The sequence below is a fragment of the Streptomyces sp. NPDC059850 genome (genome assembly GCF_042731515.1).
In the GTDB taxonomy this organism is placed as follows: domain Bacteria; phylum Actinomycetota; class Actinomycetes; order Streptomycetales; family Streptomycetaceae; genus Streptomyces.
Genome location: NZ_JBHWJI010000010.1, coordinates 194,040 through 208,020, shown reverse-complemented (window position 1 = coordinate 208,020; position 13,981 = coordinate 194,040). Strand labels below are relative to the sequence as shown.

20 protein-coding genes are annotated in these 13,981 nt (G+C 71.9%); 2 read left to right on the top strand and 18 right to left on the bottom strand.

Translation table 11 applies throughout. The features are described 5' to 3' along the window. Nucleotides 1-196: 196 nt before the first annotated feature. From ACFV9T_RS11245 to ACFV9T_RS11205, 9 genes are all read right to left on the bottom strand, one after another. Nucleotides 197-838 (bottom strand): hypothetical protein, encoded by a 642-nt coding sequence (locus tag ACFV9T_RS11245; protein ID WP_385438563.1) that lies wholly within the window; start codon nucleotides 836-838, stop codon nucleotides 197-199. A gap of 110 nt (nucleotides 839-948) precedes the next feature. Beyond that, nucleotides 949-1,209 (bottom strand): hypothetical protein, encoded by a 261-nt coding sequence (locus tag ACFV9T_RS11240; RefSeq protein ID WP_385438561.1) that lies wholly within the window; start codon nucleotides 1,207-1,209, stop codon nucleotides 949-951. A 34-nt stretch (nucleotides 1,210-1,243) separates the two neighbouring features. Further along, nucleotides 1,244-1,597: an HNH endonuclease signature motif containing protein gene (locus ACFV9T_RS11235; RefSeq protein WP_385438559.1), complete on the bottom strand. Its 354-nt coding sequence runs from the start codon at nucleotides 1,595-1,597 to the stop codon at nucleotides 1,244-1,246. A 435-nt stretch (nucleotides 1,598-2,032) separates the two neighbouring features. Further along, nucleotides 2,033-3,514, bottom strand: coding sequence for a DNA-methyltransferase (locus ACFV9T_RS11230; RefSeq protein ID WP_385438557.1), 1,482 nt, complete (start codon nucleotides 3,512-3,514; stop codon nucleotides 2,033-2,035). A gap of 97 nt (nucleotides 3,515-3,611) precedes the next feature. Further along, the gene (locus ACFV9T_RS11225; protein WP_385438555.1) at nucleotides 3,612-4,094 is read right to left on the bottom strand and encodes an XF1762 family protein; all 483 of its coding nucleotides are present in this window, start codon (nucleotides 4,092-4,094) and stop codon (nucleotides 3,612-3,614) included. Next, the gene (locus ACFV9T_RS11220) at nucleotides 4,091-4,465 is read right to left on the bottom strand and encodes a hypothetical protein (RefSeq protein ID WP_385438554.1); all 375 of its coding nucleotides are present in this window, start codon (nucleotides 4,463-4,465) and stop codon (nucleotides 4,091-4,093) included. Before ACFV9T_RS11220 ends, ACFV9T_RS11225 begins: the two co-directional genes overlap by 4 nt. 187 nt (nucleotides 4,466-4,652) lie before the next feature. Continuing rightward, nucleotides 4,653-5,126: a hypothetical protein gene (locus tag ACFV9T_RS11215; protein ID WP_385438552.1), complete on the bottom strand. Its 474-nt coding sequence runs from the start codon at nucleotides 5,124-5,126 to the stop codon at nucleotides 4,653-4,655. 236 nt (nucleotides 5,127-5,362) lie between these two features. Further along, nucleotides 5,363-5,758, bottom strand: a complete 396-nt coding sequence (locus tag ACFV9T_RS11210) for a hypothetical protein (RefSeq protein WP_385438550.1) — start codon at nucleotides 5,756-5,758, stop codon at nucleotides 5,363-5,365. A gap of 68 nt (nucleotides 5,759-5,826) precedes the next feature. Then, complete coding sequence (locus ACFV9T_RS11205; protein ID WP_385438548.1) at nucleotides 5,827-6,171, bottom strand: hypothetical protein; 345 nt, start codon at nucleotides 6,169-6,171, stop codon at nucleotides 5,827-5,829. Nucleotides 6,172-6,407: 236 nt separating this feature from the next. Between ACFV9T_RS11205 and ACFV9T_RS11200 the strand changes: the two genes are divergently transcribed. Then, complete coding sequence (locus ACFV9T_RS11200; protein WP_385438545.1) at nucleotides 6,408-6,785, top strand: hypothetical protein; 378 nt, start codon at nucleotides 6,408-6,410, stop codon at nucleotides 6,783-6,785. Here the strand turns inward: ACFV9T_RS11200 and ACFV9T_RS11195 are convergent. From ACFV9T_RS11195 to ACFV9T_RS11155, 9 genes are all read right to left on the bottom strand, one after another. After that, nucleotides 6,772-6,975: a hypothetical protein gene (locus tag ACFV9T_RS11195; protein WP_385438543.1), complete on the bottom strand. Its 204-nt coding sequence runs from the start codon at nucleotides 6,973-6,975 to the stop codon at nucleotides 6,772-6,774. The two genes, ACFV9T_RS11200 and ACFV9T_RS11195, sit on opposite strands and share 14 nt — an antisense overlap. A gap of 88 nt (nucleotides 6,976-7,063) precedes the next feature. Next, entirely contained in the window at nucleotides 7,064-7,186 is a 123-nt protein-coding gene (locus ACFV9T_RS11190; protein WP_385438541.1) for a hypothetical protein, read from the bottom strand. A gap of 489 nt (nucleotides 7,187-7,675) precedes the next feature. Then, nucleotides 7,676-9,004, bottom strand: coding sequence for a DNA cytosine methyltransferase (locus ACFV9T_RS11185; protein WP_385438539.1), 1,329 nt, complete (start codon nucleotides 9,002-9,004; stop codon nucleotides 7,676-7,678). A gap of 312 nt (nucleotides 9,005-9,316) precedes the next feature. After that, nucleotides 9,317-10,174: a hypothetical protein gene (locus ACFV9T_RS11180; protein ID WP_385438537.1), complete on the bottom strand. Its 858-nt coding sequence runs from the start codon at nucleotides 10,172-10,174 to the stop codon at nucleotides 9,317-9,319. Nucleotides 10,175-10,240: 66 nt separating this feature from the next. Further along, nucleotides 10,241-11,089, bottom strand: coding sequence for a hypothetical protein (locus ACFV9T_RS11175; protein ID WP_385438535.1), 849 nt, complete (start codon nucleotides 11,087-11,089; stop codon nucleotides 10,241-10,243). A 179-nt stretch (nucleotides 11,090-11,268) separates the two neighbouring features. Further along, complete coding sequence (locus ACFV9T_RS11170; protein ID WP_385438534.1) at nucleotides 11,269-12,075, bottom strand: hypothetical protein; 807 nt, start codon at nucleotides 12,073-12,075, stop codon at nucleotides 11,269-11,271. A gap of 86 nt (nucleotides 12,076-12,161) precedes the next feature. After that, nucleotides 12,162-12,548, bottom strand: coding sequence for a hypothetical protein (locus tag ACFV9T_RS11165; RefSeq protein ID WP_385438532.1), 387 nt, complete (start codon nucleotides 12,546-12,548; stop codon nucleotides 12,162-12,164). A gap of 182 nt (nucleotides 12,549-12,730) precedes the next feature. After that, on the bottom strand, nucleotides 12,731-12,961 hold the full coding sequence (locus ACFV9T_RS11160; protein WP_385438530.1) for a hypothetical protein: 231 nt from the start codon (nucleotides 12,959-12,961) through the stop codon (nucleotides 12,731-12,733). Nucleotides 12,962-13,038: 77 nt separating this feature from the next. Then, nucleotides 13,039-13,308 carry a hypothetical protein gene (locus ACFV9T_RS11155; RefSeq protein WP_385438528.1) on the bottom strand — a complete coding sequence of 90 codons (270 nt, stop codon included), beginning with the start codon at nucleotides 13,306-13,308 and terminating at the stop codon, nucleotides 13,039-13,041. Between the two features lie 263 nt (nucleotides 13,309-13,571). Here ACFV9T_RS11155 and ACFV9T_RS11150 point away from each other — a divergent pair, with 263 nt between their 5' ends. Continuing rightward, nucleotides 13,572-13,841 (top strand): hypothetical protein, encoded by a 270-nt coding sequence (locus ACFV9T_RS11150; protein WP_385438525.1) that lies wholly within the window; start codon nucleotides 13,572-13,574, stop codon nucleotides 13,839-13,841. Nucleotides 13,842-13,981 lie beyond the last annotated feature (140 nt).

Genomic DNA, 13,981 nt, shown 5'->3' with positions numbered 1-13,981 from the left:
TTTTGTTTTTTTTTTTTTTTAACAATGCGCCCTCTTTCTCGTGGCGGCCGGGGCCGGCGTGCCCGGACCCGCGCCGGCGGTATTTCCCCGCGGGGTCCCCGGCCCACTAAAACCCCGGCCCCGGTCTGACCTGCGGGCAAAGGGATAGGCCGGCCCCGAAGACTCTCGGAGTCGGCCTGTCGCGTGCGGCGGATCGTCAACGCTTGGCGGCGCGCTCGCGGGCTGCACGGGCGGCTGCCTGCTGCTGCCAGATCAGCTTCTTCTGCACGCCGGCGTGCTCGGCAATCCTCGGCCCGTCCCAGCCGTATGGCTCCTCCGACAGGGCCAGCGCGGCATCCCGCATGAACACCACGGCGGCGGCGCGACGGGCGCGCGCCTCGGCGACGACGGTAGCCAACCGCGGCAGCTTCTCGGCAGCATCCTCGACGAACGGCACGCCCGCCTCCCGGGCCGCGGCGACCAGCTCGGGGCCCGGGAGGTCGGGAACGGGCTTCAGCTCGTAGTGCCCGCTCTCGGTACGAACTCGCTCGGGGCCGCCGTAGAACACCTTGCTAAGGATCTCCCGGTAGGCAGTGGCCACGACGCCGATCGTGCTGGCAAGACCGGGAACGTGGTCGTAGAACCACAGAGAGGCCACGGCCTTGTCCCGGTCCTCGAGGTGCAGCGCGGTCTCGGCGTCCGCCTGGCGGATGATCTCGGCAGCCCGCTCGATCCGGTCGTCCGGGCGCGCGATCTGGCCCAGCTCCTCCTTCACCTCGGCCTCCGCGTTCTTGCGGAGGGCCTTGAAGTCGGTCTTCTGGATCTTCTTCTTCGAGTAGGTGATTCCGGTCTTGGGCATGGCTGCTGTTTCCTGTCTCAAGCTTGTGGCGCGGTGCTGCGCCTCACGCCGACTGGGGTAGCCCCACGCCTGCGCACAGCCGGAAATGCTACAGCCACGAGAGTGTCGTGTCAGGGGTGGACACGGCGCACCGGCACTGACCTGCATCGGAGCGCCGCGAACGCCACCCCGCCGACGATCAGCACCCGCCCTTGGCCGTCCCGCGTCCAGGTCTGTCCAGGAGCTGGGTCGCGGGGGGTGTCCGTGACCGCGATCCGCCCGACGCCGAGGTTCGGCCCGCGCGGGATGTGGACGAGCCACAACAGCCACGGCCCGAGGCGCAGCCCGCGCGGTCTCCGTACGCGGGTCTTCATCGTGATCCGGGGGCTCACCGGGCATCGTCCTCCCGCGGACGACGTCGGCGCCTCATCGGGCGGCCGCCACGGTCGTGGCACGGACGCCGTCCGGGGTGAGCCGGTACTCGCTGCCGTCGCCGTAGCGCACCAGGACCTCGCCAGGCAGCTCCGGCCGGCGGACCTTCCACCCGGCCTCGTACGACTCCCGCGGGTTGTCCTCGAACCAGCCGTTGCATGTTGTGCAAACCAGCAGCAGGTTGTGGGCCTGGTTGATCCACGGCTCTCGGGCGCCGCCCATTCCTCGGTTAACCCGATGGTGGACAGTCAGGTCCTGCCGACCGTCACAGCGCACGCAGGCGCCGCCGTCCCGCTCGTAGACCATCGCCTTCACCACGTCGGTGGGGCCGGTCCGTCGTCGTGCCACAGCACTGGTCTCCTCGTCTGCCCCGGACGCCGGGCCGCGTCTTCACGGCCCTGGTGGGCGCGCCCCAGGGCGAGACGGGGAGAGTGGGCGGCCGCCGCGGCTTACGTCGCGTCGACGGCGCCTGGCGTTGAACGGGGCCTGGGATACTGCCTCCTGACCAACTAGCCCGGAGGCGATGCCCTATGACCAGCGAGACGGCCATGGTGATCTTCACCGTGACCGGGGCCTGCGAACTCGCTCTGGCGTTGAACACCTAGTCGCGACGTGCGAGATGGGATGAAGACCGCCAGATGTGGAAGTCACGGCGCCTCGCAGCCTTCCTCACCGGCCAGACCGCCCTGAACTACCAGCTTGCGGTCGGTGTCTTCTTCCTCGGTATGGCGCTCGTCGTCGCGTAGGAGCCCAGCGGCCAGTCCCCTGCGGTTCCAGCGGCGGTCAGATGCTCCTCGTGGTGTCGCGGTGCAGCCGGAGGCGGCACAGCTCGGCGTAATCGGCCTTGGCCTCCACGCCCATGGAGTCGAAGCCCTCCAGCCGGGCGGCCTCCAGCGTCGTGCCGGTACCGGCGAACGGGTCCAGGACGAGCCCGCCGGGCGCGGTGAGCAGCCGGACCAGCCACCGCATCAGCGCGACCGGCTTCACCGTGGGGTGCACGGTGCCGTCCGGTAGGCGGGGCCGCTCGTTGGTGGGTGCCTTGGCCTGGTAGCGGAACGCTGGGTAGAAGCGGGAGGCGCCGCCGGAGTCCGCTCCCCGGAGCGGCTTGCATGTGGTCTGGCCTTTGAAGTCGCCGTAGACGTCGCGGAACTTGTCGGCGTTGCGGCGCCGCGGGTTCGCCCCGGAGGTGAGCTGCCCCGACTGGCCGTCCAGCTCGGCGACCGGGCACCCCTTGGTGCAGCCGTCCGCGCAGCCGTCGACGATCCATCCCGCCTCGTCGACGGACCATGCGTGCGACAGCAGCACGTTGGTCGGCCAACGCCCCTCCGGGTTGCTGGGCGGGGTCTTGCACGCCGCGGTGTTCATCGCCCCGGTGCCGTACGCCAGGACGTTGGAGGCGACCGTGCCCTCGAGCGGCTTCCGCGCCAGGACGATCGGCTCATGGCCGGGCTTGAGGGCGGTGTTCCAGCCGTCCCAGCGGGCGGCCTCGGTGGTCGCCGGCGCGGTCACGTCGAACGTGTCGGACTGGAGCTGCGGGAACACCCCGGAGCCGCCCCGGGCCCGGTACCCCTTGCCGATGACCTCCCGGTCCTCCCACGCCTCCCCGCGGGCGTTCTTCCGCCCGTTCAGCTCGTGCACCAGGTCCTCGACGCTGATTGGGGCCTCGAAACCCATCTCCGCCTTCAACTGCTCCCACTGCTCGACGGTCGGGACGGCGGCGGTCTTGGTCTGGGTCGTCCAGTGCTGCGCCATGCCGTTGAAGCCGAACAGTGCGTCGATCTGTGGGTTCGTCCAGCCGACGGAGTCGCGGAGCGTGGCGAACTCGGTGGTGAACCGGCGGCGGGCGGGGTGGTCGTCGCGGCGCCGGTCGATCAGCTTCCCGACGTCCTGGCCCTTGGGGAAGCCGGTGCCGAACAGCCAGTGCAGGGAGTCACGAATCTCGAAACCGGCATCCTCGACGGCCACGGCCATTCGGTGGTAGGTGCGGGGCGCGCCGAACGCGGCCAGGTGCCCGCCCGGCTTGAGGACGCGCAGGCACTCCGCCCACATGTCCACGCTGTACGCGATGCCGGAGGCGTCCCACGCCTTCCCAAGGAACCCCAGCTCGTACGGCGGGTCGGTCACGATCGCGTCCACGGAGGCGTCTGGGAGGGTACGAAGGTGGTCGAGGGCGTCGGCGCAGTACACGCCCGGCTCGGGGCCCGTCAGCTCCTCCACGGGTATCAGGGCTTCCTGCCCGGCGGGGGCGAGGTTCGTTGCCGCCACGGGTTCGTCCGTCCTGCCCCGCGCGTCGGGCCGGCCGGGAGCGGCGGCCACGGAGGGACGGCGGGAGCGAGCCGGGACCATGAGCCGCCGGGGAGGCTTACGTCGCCTCGTCCGTCTGCGCCTCCCAGAGAGTGCGTGCCACGTTGTCCGTGCCGAGTGCCTGGCGGGGGCGGCTCGCACAGTTCCAGCCGCGCCGTGGCGGGCGCTGTGCAAACACTGTCCACCCAGCTGCGCGCAGGCTCGCGCCGGTCTCGCCTTCCTGCGTGTACGTGATCAGCCGGGTATACCCCAGCGCCTTCGCGGCTCGCCACGTCGCTCCGTACAGCAAGCTGTTCGCGTTGCGCACACCATCCGTCGCGGTCCGAGTGACCTCGAGTGTCTGGCCGTCGTCGAAGTGCCGGGCCACGGGACGGCCAGCGATGGCCACAGCACGCAGGATGCCGTCCTGGTCAGCGGCCCCAACCGTGAACACTGCGCCAGGGGGCGGCTTGTGGTGCCGATGCCATGTGGCAACGAACTCCTTGGCGTCCCGCTGCCGGACCGGCACCAGGTGCAGCCGTATCTCCTCCTCGCTCATCATCGCTGCCCCGCACTGCCTGGCGCGCTAAGTGATCGCGACCTGCCCAGGAGCCTGTGAAACTGCGCCCACGTGGTCACACCCAGGACGTCCTCGGCGAACCCGTCCAGGCTGTCGGCCCACACGGCGTACGGGGTGCCGTGCCGCAGATACGACAAGACCAAAAGGTCGACCACCACGTCGTCGTCGAGGATCGCGAGGGTGGCGCGCCGGTCGGCGGCCGCGGCCGCGTTCAGGTGCTCGAGCTGGTCGAGGCGGGCGAGCCAGTCAGGGACAGCAGAGGTTCGGGCGCACAGGCCGGAGTCGACGATGTTCCGGGCGCGGGCAGCGAGCGCAGCCATACGAGGGCGGGGCGGCGTGGCAGTCGTGAGCATGGCCGCGGACCGTAGGGACGGCCGCGGCTTGAGTCGCGCGCCACCGTGCTCGCCGAGGTGAGGTGAATCCGCAGCCCTGGCCGCGTCACCTCACCTCGCGGATAGGCACGGGGCGCAGCGTACGGCCACGACCGCGTGAGGCGACGCGGTACCGGCCCGGGAACCGCGTCACCTCACCCCGCCCGGGTCAGTCCGGGCGCTGGTCGGCGAGCGCCCGCTCGAGCGCGTCGAGCATCGTCACGATGTCGTCGACCTTCACGTACGAGATCCGGAACGTCACGGTGCCGTCGGTGTCCACGTCGAACTCGTACTCCGCGTAGGTCTGCTCGTCCTCGTAGTGATACTGACCGGGTTCCGCCTCGGCGAACCCGCCCGCTCCCTCGTCGAACCAGTCCACGCCCCAGCACTCCGTCATGGCCGTGCCGACCGCGGTCTTCGGGACGTCCTCGAACTCGATCGTCGCTCGACCGTGATCGTCCAAGCAGACTTTCCCCGCGCCTTCGCCGGGCGTCGTCCACCGCAGAGTGGGCCCGAAGCACTGGCACTTGGTGGCCGGGCTGAGGGCGGGGAACGCCGCGGTGAACGCTTCCTGTGCCGTCTCCTCGTGCAACTCCCACGCGCCGTACCAGCTTTGGAGGGCTTCCTTAACGTGCGCTTCCACGCCTTCTCCCGTCTGCCCACGTCGCGAGGCGCCGAGGAGGCGGCCGCAGGGGCGCGGCGCGGGCGAGCGGGAACGGTGCCGGCAGTGATTGGCTTAAGTCCGGTGAAATGCAGGTCGGCAGGGGGAGACCTTGATCACGTTGCCGCTCCTCCCGGGTCTTGGTCGGCCACGGGGCGCCGGACCGGCTGCGCCCCGGCCGCGGAGTCGTACGGCCGGGGCGTGTGGGCGGTCGAGGGCTACGCCTCGGCGCCGCCCGTGGTGCCGTTCGAGCTGCCCGTGCTGGAGCACTCCGGATCGAAGATGTTGCATCCGCCGTCCGTCGGGTCCGCAGGCATGCTCGGGGTCGGGGTCGGCTCTGAGGGAGAGGTCGGGCCGTCGGAGGGGCCGGGATCGTCGGGAGTCGGCGTGGCGGTCGGCGACGGCTTCGGGCCCGGGACCGTCGACGAGTCGTCGCGGACGGCACCGAGCACACCGAACACGACCGTGAGGATCACGTTGACCACGAGCAGGGCCAGGATCGTGCGGTCGTAGAACAGGCGGGGGCGGCAGGTACCGTGCGAAATGGGTTCGGCGGGCTCCAGCGCGGCCGGGCACGGCGAACTGCAGGCGGGCTTGGGGGCGGGGTCTGACACGGTGGGTCCTTCGGCTCGGGAACTGGAAGGCCGGACCGTGTCCGACCCGGGCGCCTTGCGTCGCGTCGTCACTTCGTGAGCCGGACCGGCGGCGGGGCGGGGGCCTTCGGGGCAGGCGCGGCCGGGGCCTTCACAGCGGGCGCCTTCGGCTGCTTCTGCGTGCTGCTCCCGGAGTTGTTGGTACCAGCGGCCCCGGCGCCCGTACTGCCGTACGGCAGGCACGTCACGGGGTCGACGGTGCCCGCGACGGCCGGGGCGCAGCGTCCGGACGAACCGTCGCGGTCGCTGTCGTCGTCGACGTCGGCGACCAGGAGCGAGAACAAAATCACCAAGGCGAAGACGAGGAGCCCGACGGCGACGCAGACGATCAGGCGGGACGTGCGGTCGTTCGGCGGGGGCAGGAGCTTGGTCACGGCGCGGCCTTCCAGGCGAAGAGATGAGGTCGCGGATCGTGGAGGCCGGGGCGGTCTTGCGTCGCGTGGCGCCGAACCGGCTTGCCCGCGAGGGCCGCGGCCAGCCACGCCGTGCCGGGCACGGCGCTGCGCACCACGGGAGTGAGACGGGGCGAGCCTGTGGGCCGCCACGATCACCGTCTCCGGTGCCCCGAGGGGTACCAGTCCCCTGCATGCGCCGTGTCTACAGTCGAGGCATGAGCACGATCCCGGAACCGGAGACGTCCCGCCCGTGGCGCGCCGAAGACGGACCGCCCCCCGAGGTGTGGACCTGGCCGCGTGGCGACCGCCCGGCGCTTCGGGTGTGGTCCGCCGGGCGTTGGAGGTACGCGCCGGTGATGGCGCGGCAGAACTGGGCGGACGGCACGGTCCGCTACCAGGTCGAGGTGGACCTGCGCGGGCACACCTCGATCACCGCTCGCACGTACGAGTGGCCACAGCCCGGGTTGCGGGTGTGTCACGGCAGCGGCTCGGAGCCGTCCAGGACGGCCGACGAGCAGCGCGAGGGGGGATCGCGGGCGCCGCACCGTCGGCCGCGGACGGGGCCGCAGAACCCTTCGGCTACAGGTAGGTGATCTCCAGCTCCGCGGCGAGGACACCGCCGTTCAGCGGGGTGTCGGTGAGCAGCGCGCGGACCGGGCGGCCGTCGACGTTGACGTCGACGACGTGGCCAGCCGGGGCGGAGCTGCGGAAGGTGATGCGGCGGGCGCCGAACAGCGGGCCCGGGTTGATCACCAGGTAGGTGCGGACGGGACGGTCAGCCATGGCGTGGCCTCTCGACTGGGGCGGGCGCACCACGGACAGGCGCCCTGTACCCCTTAGCCGGTCCCGAGCCCGGTCGGACAGCAACGCCCTACCGGGGCGGCTCGTCACCGGCGATCCGGTCGAGGTCGGCGTCGAGGGCGGCCAGGTCCGGCTGGTCGAGGAGTTCGTCCATCGCGGCCTCCCGCATCTCCGGCTGGTACGCCGCGGTCACGTTCTCCGCGGTGATGCCGAGGCCGCGCGCGAGCTGGGCGGTCTGGGCGTCGTCGAGCCCTTTGGTGGCGGCGATGGCGGCTCAGACGTGCAGCGTCTTCTTCGCCTCCTCGTCCAGGTCCCAGCGCATGGCGCGGGCGTGGCGGCGCATCCAGTCGTAGAACGACTCGGCGGTCATCTGGCTCCGATTTCGCACGGGCGGGTCAGTGGATCAACGATCCCGCGAGTCCGGGGCCCGTGGGCGGCGTTCCGTGAGAACGGCGCGGAAACAGCAGCGCCCGGCCGCCGCGGTGATGCGGGGGCCGGGCGGGCGCCAGGGTGCCGTCAGGCGGCGGCGTCCGTGCGGACCAGGAGACGGTGCCCTTCGGGGGCGGACAGGTCGGGGTTGCTAATGCTCGGGGGAACGCCGGGCCGTCGAGAGCTGTTACAGCCGCCCCCGGAAACGACGGCGGCCCCGCCCCGGGAGGGCGAGGGCCGGGCGCGTGGGGCCCTACGTCGCCAGCTCGTAGTCGTCGCGGGTGAGCATGTCGTCCATGTCGTAGAGCTGGGCGAGGTAGTCACGCACCAGGGCCTCGCCGAGGCCGCCCAGGACGCCGCTGAGGACGATGGCGGCCATGACTGGGGAGACGACGTCGGCGGCCTGCTGGAAGGCACTGGAACGGCTTCCCTGCCACGGGTAGGAGCGGCGGAAGCCGACGAGTAGCCCGGCCTCGGCCTCGGTGAGGCGGTAGCCGTCGCTCTCGCGCTTCCAGGTCCGGGACTTGCCGGTGAGGCACCAGGACGGGCCGTCGGCGGAGAAGGTGTTGCCACCCTTGGCCCGGCCGGTCGCCGGGTCGACAGGGCGGTTGCCTCGCGTGTTGACGCGCTCGCCGGGCTCCCAGCCAAGGGCCTGCGCCATGGAGGTGGCGGGGAGCGGCCGGATGCGGCGGGTGACGGTGGGGGAGTAGCGTCGGGAAGCGATCATGTAGACGCGCTTGCGGCGGGACGGCAGGCCGTAGTCCGCGGCCTCCAGGACCTCACGGCTGGTGTAGAACCACTCGGCGCATTCGAACTCCACCGACAGGTCTTCCAGGATCTCCTCGGGCAGGTTGCTGGACTGTTCCATGGCCATCCAGCGGATCGGCGCACCGGCGGCCTGGAGGGCGATCGGCCAGATGGCGACTTCCAGCATGAGCGCGATACGCGGGTCGCTGACGTCGGCGGCCATCTCGCGGACCTCGTCCCAGGTGGCGCCGGAGCGCGGGGCGAAGCCGTCGCCGTGGCACCCCTTGCCGTCCGGGTCGTCCGGGTCGCACTCGCACCCGTCGCCCTCGTTGTTGTGGTGCCACTCCATGGGGATGTACCCGGCGGTCTCGCCGACGTAGGTGATGGCGTCGCCGAGAATCTGGATGTTGCCCTGCTCCAGACCGGAGAGCTTGCCCGCCGGGGAGAAGGTGGGGCACGGCGGGCTGATGATGACGGCGACGGTGTGGCGCAGCGCGATGTGCTCGGGGTCGAGGGTGGTGATGTCGGCGCAGATCCGGCGGTGTCCGGCCTTGCGGGCGGTGGCGCAGGCGTCCGGGGAGATGTCGACGCCGACGGAGTCGACGGCCACGCCGAGGACGGTGGCGATCCCTTCCGACCAGCCGCCGGGGCCCGCGAACAGCTCGACGACGCGGATCGGGTCGCCGGGGAGCGGGGCGAGGAGCCACTCGGCGGGCCAGGGGGCGGCGGCCTCTTCGAGGACCGGGAGAACCTTGGTGGGGATGGGCAGACCGGCCTTGCGCGCGAGTGTGGCGACGTGGACGGCAGTCTGAACCTTGGCCGGGAGAGTCCTCATTGCGGCGTTCCTTCGTTCGGGACTGTCGGTGGCTGCTCTCCACCAACACGCCAGAACAATACAGCAATAAGACTCACGTGGCGGAAGAACCCGGAAAATGCCAGCTCGGGTCTCACGGCTGCACCATCACGAACAGGTGTGTCCGGCCCTCCTTGGTGGACGGGACCGGGCACAACGGCTCAGCAGTACCGGGCTGCCGGACGCTCGCAGTGCCGCCCGGCGTGCTCGGCGATCGGCGTCAGGTACACCGCGTACCGCGGGCCCTTGGCGGCGCCCCCGTGAGCCCGAGGCCGGTCTCGGGACGCCGGGCGGTCAGCGGCAGAGCTGCGGGGCGAGGGAGATCAGGAAGTCCGCGCCGATGCCGTGGAGGTCGACGGACGCCAGGGGCGCGTCGTGGGCGCGGGACACGGGGTCGAGGGCCGGGGTGGCGTACCCGTACGGCCCGGGGCCGGGGCCGGTGCTGAACGCGAGTCCGCCCTGCTCGGTCTGCTCGACGTGCCCGTGCCGGGCGAGGACGGCGGCCAGGCGGCGCTGCAGGCGTCCGCGGACGTGGGGGATCTCGGGGCACCCGTCGGCGGCCGGGGGCAGGAAGTAGGTCACGGCCTTCTCGACGGCGCGCACCGGGCCCTGTATCTGGACGTCGGCCACGGGGTTCGTGCCGTGCAGGGTGACGGAGTACCGGGCGCCGGACGGCGCGCCCCACGCCAGGGTGGACGTGTTCGCAAGGAGACCGATCCGGCTGTACGTCGCCACGCCCTGCAGGCGCATCGCGTGCCCGATCTCGTTCAGCAGCTCCAGCCGTCCCATCACGCGGCGGCCGTCCTTTGCGGCGCGCCCGGCCGCCTCGTCGTCGAGGACGGACAGGACCAGGCGCAGAGCCTCACTCGCGATGACGGCCGGGCTCACGCTCTCGAGCTGGAGGTCGGGGCGGGTCGGCTCGCGGTCGGGGAGCTGCCAGCCGATCTGTGTGTCCCAGGTGCGCGCGACCAGGACCAAGGCGCGGCCACCCTGAACGAGTCGGGCGGCGGGGTACCGGGCGGTCCACCACGCGGCGTAGGGCTCGACGCTCCACGGAATGCCGACCCGCTCCGGAAGCAGGGCGGCGACGCGTCCGGCAAGGGTCTGGGCGGGGCAGACGGGGCGGGCGGGGGCGGTGATGGTCGTGGTCATGGCGGGGCCTTTCGAGGGGGCCGCGCCCCCGTGAGCAGGCGGGGGCGCGGCCGGGCGGGGTGAGAGTCAGACCAGGTGCGCAGAGGCGGAGAGCAGGAAGTCGATGCCGACCGGGCCGACCTTGGCGCAGACCCGGGTGCCGTCGTGGACGGGGCCGCCAAGCTCGGCGCGCGAGGGGAGCGCGATCCAGCCGTGCAAGTCCTGGTAGCCGCCGAACTCGACCTCGTCGGCGTCGACGGGGCGGAGCTGCGGGAACCGGTCCGTCAGGTGCCGCGTGAACGCGCTTCCGGCGTCCGTGGAGGTGTGGGCACCCAGCGGGGGCAGCAGGACGGGAAGCGCGCCGTACAGGCCGCTCACGAAGCCCTCGTAGGTCAGGTGAAAGTTCCCGGCACAGCCGTACGCCCACACGCCCCACTCGGCGCCGCTGTCGGCCGTCCACGCGAGTCCGGGGCCGTCGGCCCGCTCGATGGCCTGTGGATTGGCGCCGTGGTCGATCAAGTGGAACCCGAACTCCGCCAGTTCCGTGCCCTTGTGATGCGTGATCCGCTGCCACGGCTGCATGTCGTCGTGCGCAGTGTCATGGGCGGCGGCGTGGGTGGCGTCAGCGTCCAGGCCGGGCAGGACCCAGCGCAGGGCGCGCGCGGCGAGCGTGGCGACAGATGCCGGGTCGGTGGAGTCGGCGACGGCGTCCGGGGTTACGGGGAACAGGTCGGGCCGGTCGGCGTACAACTCGACGCGATTGCCCTCCTCCACGACGATCAGGGAGCGGCGGCCGTCGGTGATCCGGGACGTGGCGGCGTTGTTGCGGATGCCGTACGGGGCGGGGCCGACCGTCCATGCCTTGCCGCGACGGGCGGGCAGCAGGGCGGCGAGCGGGGCGGCGGTGGTCGCATGGGGGACAGCGGGCAGGGTCACGGGTGGTGTTCCTTCAGTTCGGGTGTTCCGGCGCGGTGCTCTCCGGCCGGGTGATCTGGTCATGCGGGTGCGGTGGTTGCGTCGCGCCTCTGGGCGGCTCGTACATCCGGCCCCGGGATGCGGCGGGGGCCAGTGGGCCGGGCGGGCGCGCCTTGCGTCGCGTCCGCCCGGCGGGCCGGTTAGCCGAGGGAGTCGTACAGCTCCCGCGCGGCGACGGCGGCGGCGTTGCGGTGGCTGTCGTCGTCGCAGGTGGCGATGGTGGTGCCGAGGTGGGACACCATGCGGACGGCGATGTGCGTGACGCCCTCGTCGCTGACGTGGCACGGCAAGTGGCGGCCCGTGAGCCCGTACGTCACGGTCGGGCCGTACGCGTCGTGGGCGCGGCGCAGCGCTATGGGAGTACCCGGGGTTGCGATCTCGACGGCGGCCGGGACGGCGGGCCGGTTACACGGCCGGTCGGTCTTGACGGCTTCGGACGCGGTGAGGAGCGCGTGCTTCCAATGCAGAGTGAACGCGCCTTCCAGGAACACGGTCGTGTCCCGGGCCGGGGGCATGAGTCGCAAGTGGCCGTGGAGCGTGAGGAGCCGGGCGAACAGGTCCCCTTCCCGGGCGATCAGCACGGGGCCGCCGGGGAGCAGCGACGGGGGCAGGTCGACCTCGTTGCCGTAGACCGGGGCGGTGACGTACTGGCTGAACCGGGGCGGGAAGCCGATCGCGGGGTGCGCGGCGGCGATCTCGTCGGCGGTGCGAAGGGCGTGCGAGGCGTTCCAGTCCATCGTGTTCGTGATGACGATGCCGTCCCACTGGCCGGGTTCCTCGGTCTCCAGCGAGTCGGCGGCGACATCGAGGTGATCGGCGATCCTCGCGAGGGCGGCGCGGCCCTCAGCGTTCGGGATGGGGGCGGGGGAGGCGGCGCGGGTGCGGGCGATAGTGGCGATGGTGCGGGCGCGGTGGGCGGCGGCGAGGGCGTTGGGCGTGGCAGGCATGGGTGTCTCCGTTTCCGGGGCGTGAAGGGTGAGGTGGGGGCCGGGCGCGGCAGGGGGAGGTTCGCGCCCCGGCTGTCAGGGGCGGCTCAGGCGGCGGTGAGGAGCGCGGCGCGGACGGCCTTGTACTCGGCCTTGCGCGGCTTGTACTGCGCGGCGATCTGGGCGACCTGGGCGCGGGTGTATCGATAGCCGGTCTTGACGACGTTCCGGGCGCCGTCGAAGGAGCGGCGGATACGGGCGCGGCGACCCTTGATGCCCTTCTTCCTCGCGACGGTGCGCAACGCGTCAGCGACGCCTTCGACGGTCTTGCGGTCGGCGCCGGTGGCGATGACGTGGGTGACCAGGGAGCGGGCGCCGGTGCGGACGCGGCGGGCGGCGTGGGCGACGGCGCGGCGGTCGACGGCAGCGGCGCGGTGTGTGCGGGCACGGCCGCGGAGAATGGCGGCGGCGCGGCGGGCGGTGGCAGAAGCCATGGTGGTGATCCTTCGTTCGGGACTTGTCGGCGGTGCTCTCCACCAACACTCCAAACAGTACAGCAATAAGACTATGGGTGAGGTGAACCCAGGAAGATGGATCGGAATCTTTCAAGGTGGATCGGTGCACACGCGAGCTGTCGGCGCATGCTCAAAGTCTCGCGGCTGCACTGTTCACGCAGCTAGAACAGGGCGTCCGTGCCCTCGGTGGTCGGCGCGGCCGACCTGCGGGTGCGGGTGGGATGCAGAGGTGTCGGGACCTCCCCAAATAGGGCCTCTGTCCCGTTCATGTGAGCTACAGCGGGCACGGAACGACTGACGGCGCGGGCGTCGACCAGGTCGAGCGGGGCGGAAGGGTCGAAGTCGGCGCGCCTCATGCGGGCCCAGTCGCGGTCCTGGGGCTTGTCAGTCACTGCGGTCTCTCCTGCCTGTGCTCGATGGAGCCGGGGCGCGGGCTGGTGCGCCCCGGCGGGGCGGTGGGCGTCTTAGGTCAGCGCCGAGGGGCGCTTGCGTCGCGCTGCGGACCGGCGTTGCGGCTCGATCGGGGCGCGGCGTCCGGGTCGGCGCCGGTGCAGGAGCCGAAGATGCCCGGGTCTCCGCGCCACTCGATGCCAACGGAGCAGCCGGGCATGCCGATGGTGAGGCCCGCGTTCTGCCCGCTGTAGGTGTGCGTGACAGAGGCGAGTCCGAGGGTGGCGACGGCCAGTCCGGCGGCCAGGAGCGCGGCGGGGCGGGGGCGACGGGTGAGAAGGCGCGGCATGCGCATGGTGATCCTTCGTTCAGGACTTCCGGGGTTGCTCGACCCCGGGCCGCCGGGTGGCGGGGCTCCAGAACGTACACAGCCGACACAGAAAAGTACAGCCATGAGACGAGTCGGAGAGTGTACGTACCGTTTCATCTGCCTGTTTACGGGTTCTTGCGGACCTCCTGTTGCCCTTGAGTCGCGTTGCTGTACTGTTCTCTCAGTGGTTCACGCCGCGCCCCGGAGAGCAACCGGGGCCGTCCCGAACGAAGGAAGTCACCATGCCCTTGTCCCTCGACAAGACCCCCCGCACCCACGCCATGACCCGCGCCGCCGGAGTTCGACGCCAGGGAATCGCCACGTACGCCCGCATCTTCCGGGTCACCGAGGCGACGGCCGCCAGCATCTACCGCGACTGCCAGCACTGGGCCGCCAACGAACTGAGCCGCGCGGAGCGGGCCCGCCTCATCGCGTCCATGCCGCCGCACCTCGGCACCCTCCGAATCGCGGCGGTCACCGCCGTCGCCCTGGAGAACGGCGAGACCGCCTGACCCCACCGCACCGCCCGCCCTTCCCCCGGCGGGGGGGGGGGGGCCCCCCCCCCCCCCGGCCCCCCCCCCGCCCGGGCGCGGGGCCCCCCCCCCCCCCCCCCCCCCCGCCGCAGAAGCCCCCGCGCGCCCCCAAACGAAAC

Excerpts from the sequence above, each read along its gene's own strand:
- ACFV9T_RS11245 (WP_385438563.1), bottom strand. The coding sequence starts at position 838 with ATGCCCAAGACCGGAATCACCTACTCGAAGAAGAAGATCCAGAAGACC.
- ACFV9T_RS11225 (WP_385438555.1), bottom strand. The coding sequence starts at position 4,094 with ATGATGAGCGAGGAGGAGATACGGCTGCACCTGGTGCCGGTCCGGCAG.
- ACFV9T_RS11220 (WP_385438554.1), bottom strand. The coding sequence starts at position 4,465 with ATGCTCACGACTGCCACGCCGCCCCGCCCTCGTATGGCTGCGCTCGCT.
- ACFV9T_RS11200 (WP_385438545.1), top strand. The coding sequence starts at position 6,408 with ATGAGCACGATCCCGGAACCGGAGACGTCCCGCCCGTGGCGCGCCGAA.
- ACFV9T_RS11195 (WP_385438543.1), bottom strand. The coding sequence starts at position 6,975 with ATGGCTGACCGTCCCGTCCGCACCTACCTGGTGATCAACCCGGGCCCG.
- ACFV9T_RS11185 (WP_385438539.1), bottom strand. The coding sequence starts at position 9,004 with ATGAGGACTCTCCCGGCCAAGGTTCAGACTGCCGTCCACGTCGCCACA.
- ACFV9T_RS11180 (WP_385438537.1), bottom strand. The coding sequence starts at position 10,174 with ATGACCACGACCATCACCGCCCCCGCCCGCCCCGTCTGCCCCGCCCAG.
- ACFV9T_RS11170 (WP_385438534.1), bottom strand. The coding sequence starts at position 12,075 with ATGCCTGCCACGCCCAACGCCCTCGCCGCCGCCCACCGCGCCCGCACC.
- ACFV9T_RS11165 (WP_385438532.1), bottom strand. The coding sequence starts at position 12,548 with ATGGCTTCTGCCACCGCCCGCCGCGCCGCCGCCATTCTCCGCGGCCGT.
- ACFV9T_RS11155 (WP_385438528.1), bottom strand. The coding sequence starts at position 13,308 with ATGCCGCGCCTTCTCACCCGTCGCCCCCGCCCCGCCGCGCTCCTGGCC.
- ACFV9T_RS11150 (WP_385438525.1), top strand. The coding sequence starts at position 13,572 with ATGCCCTTGTCCCTCGACAAGACCCCCCGCACCCACGCCATGACCCGC.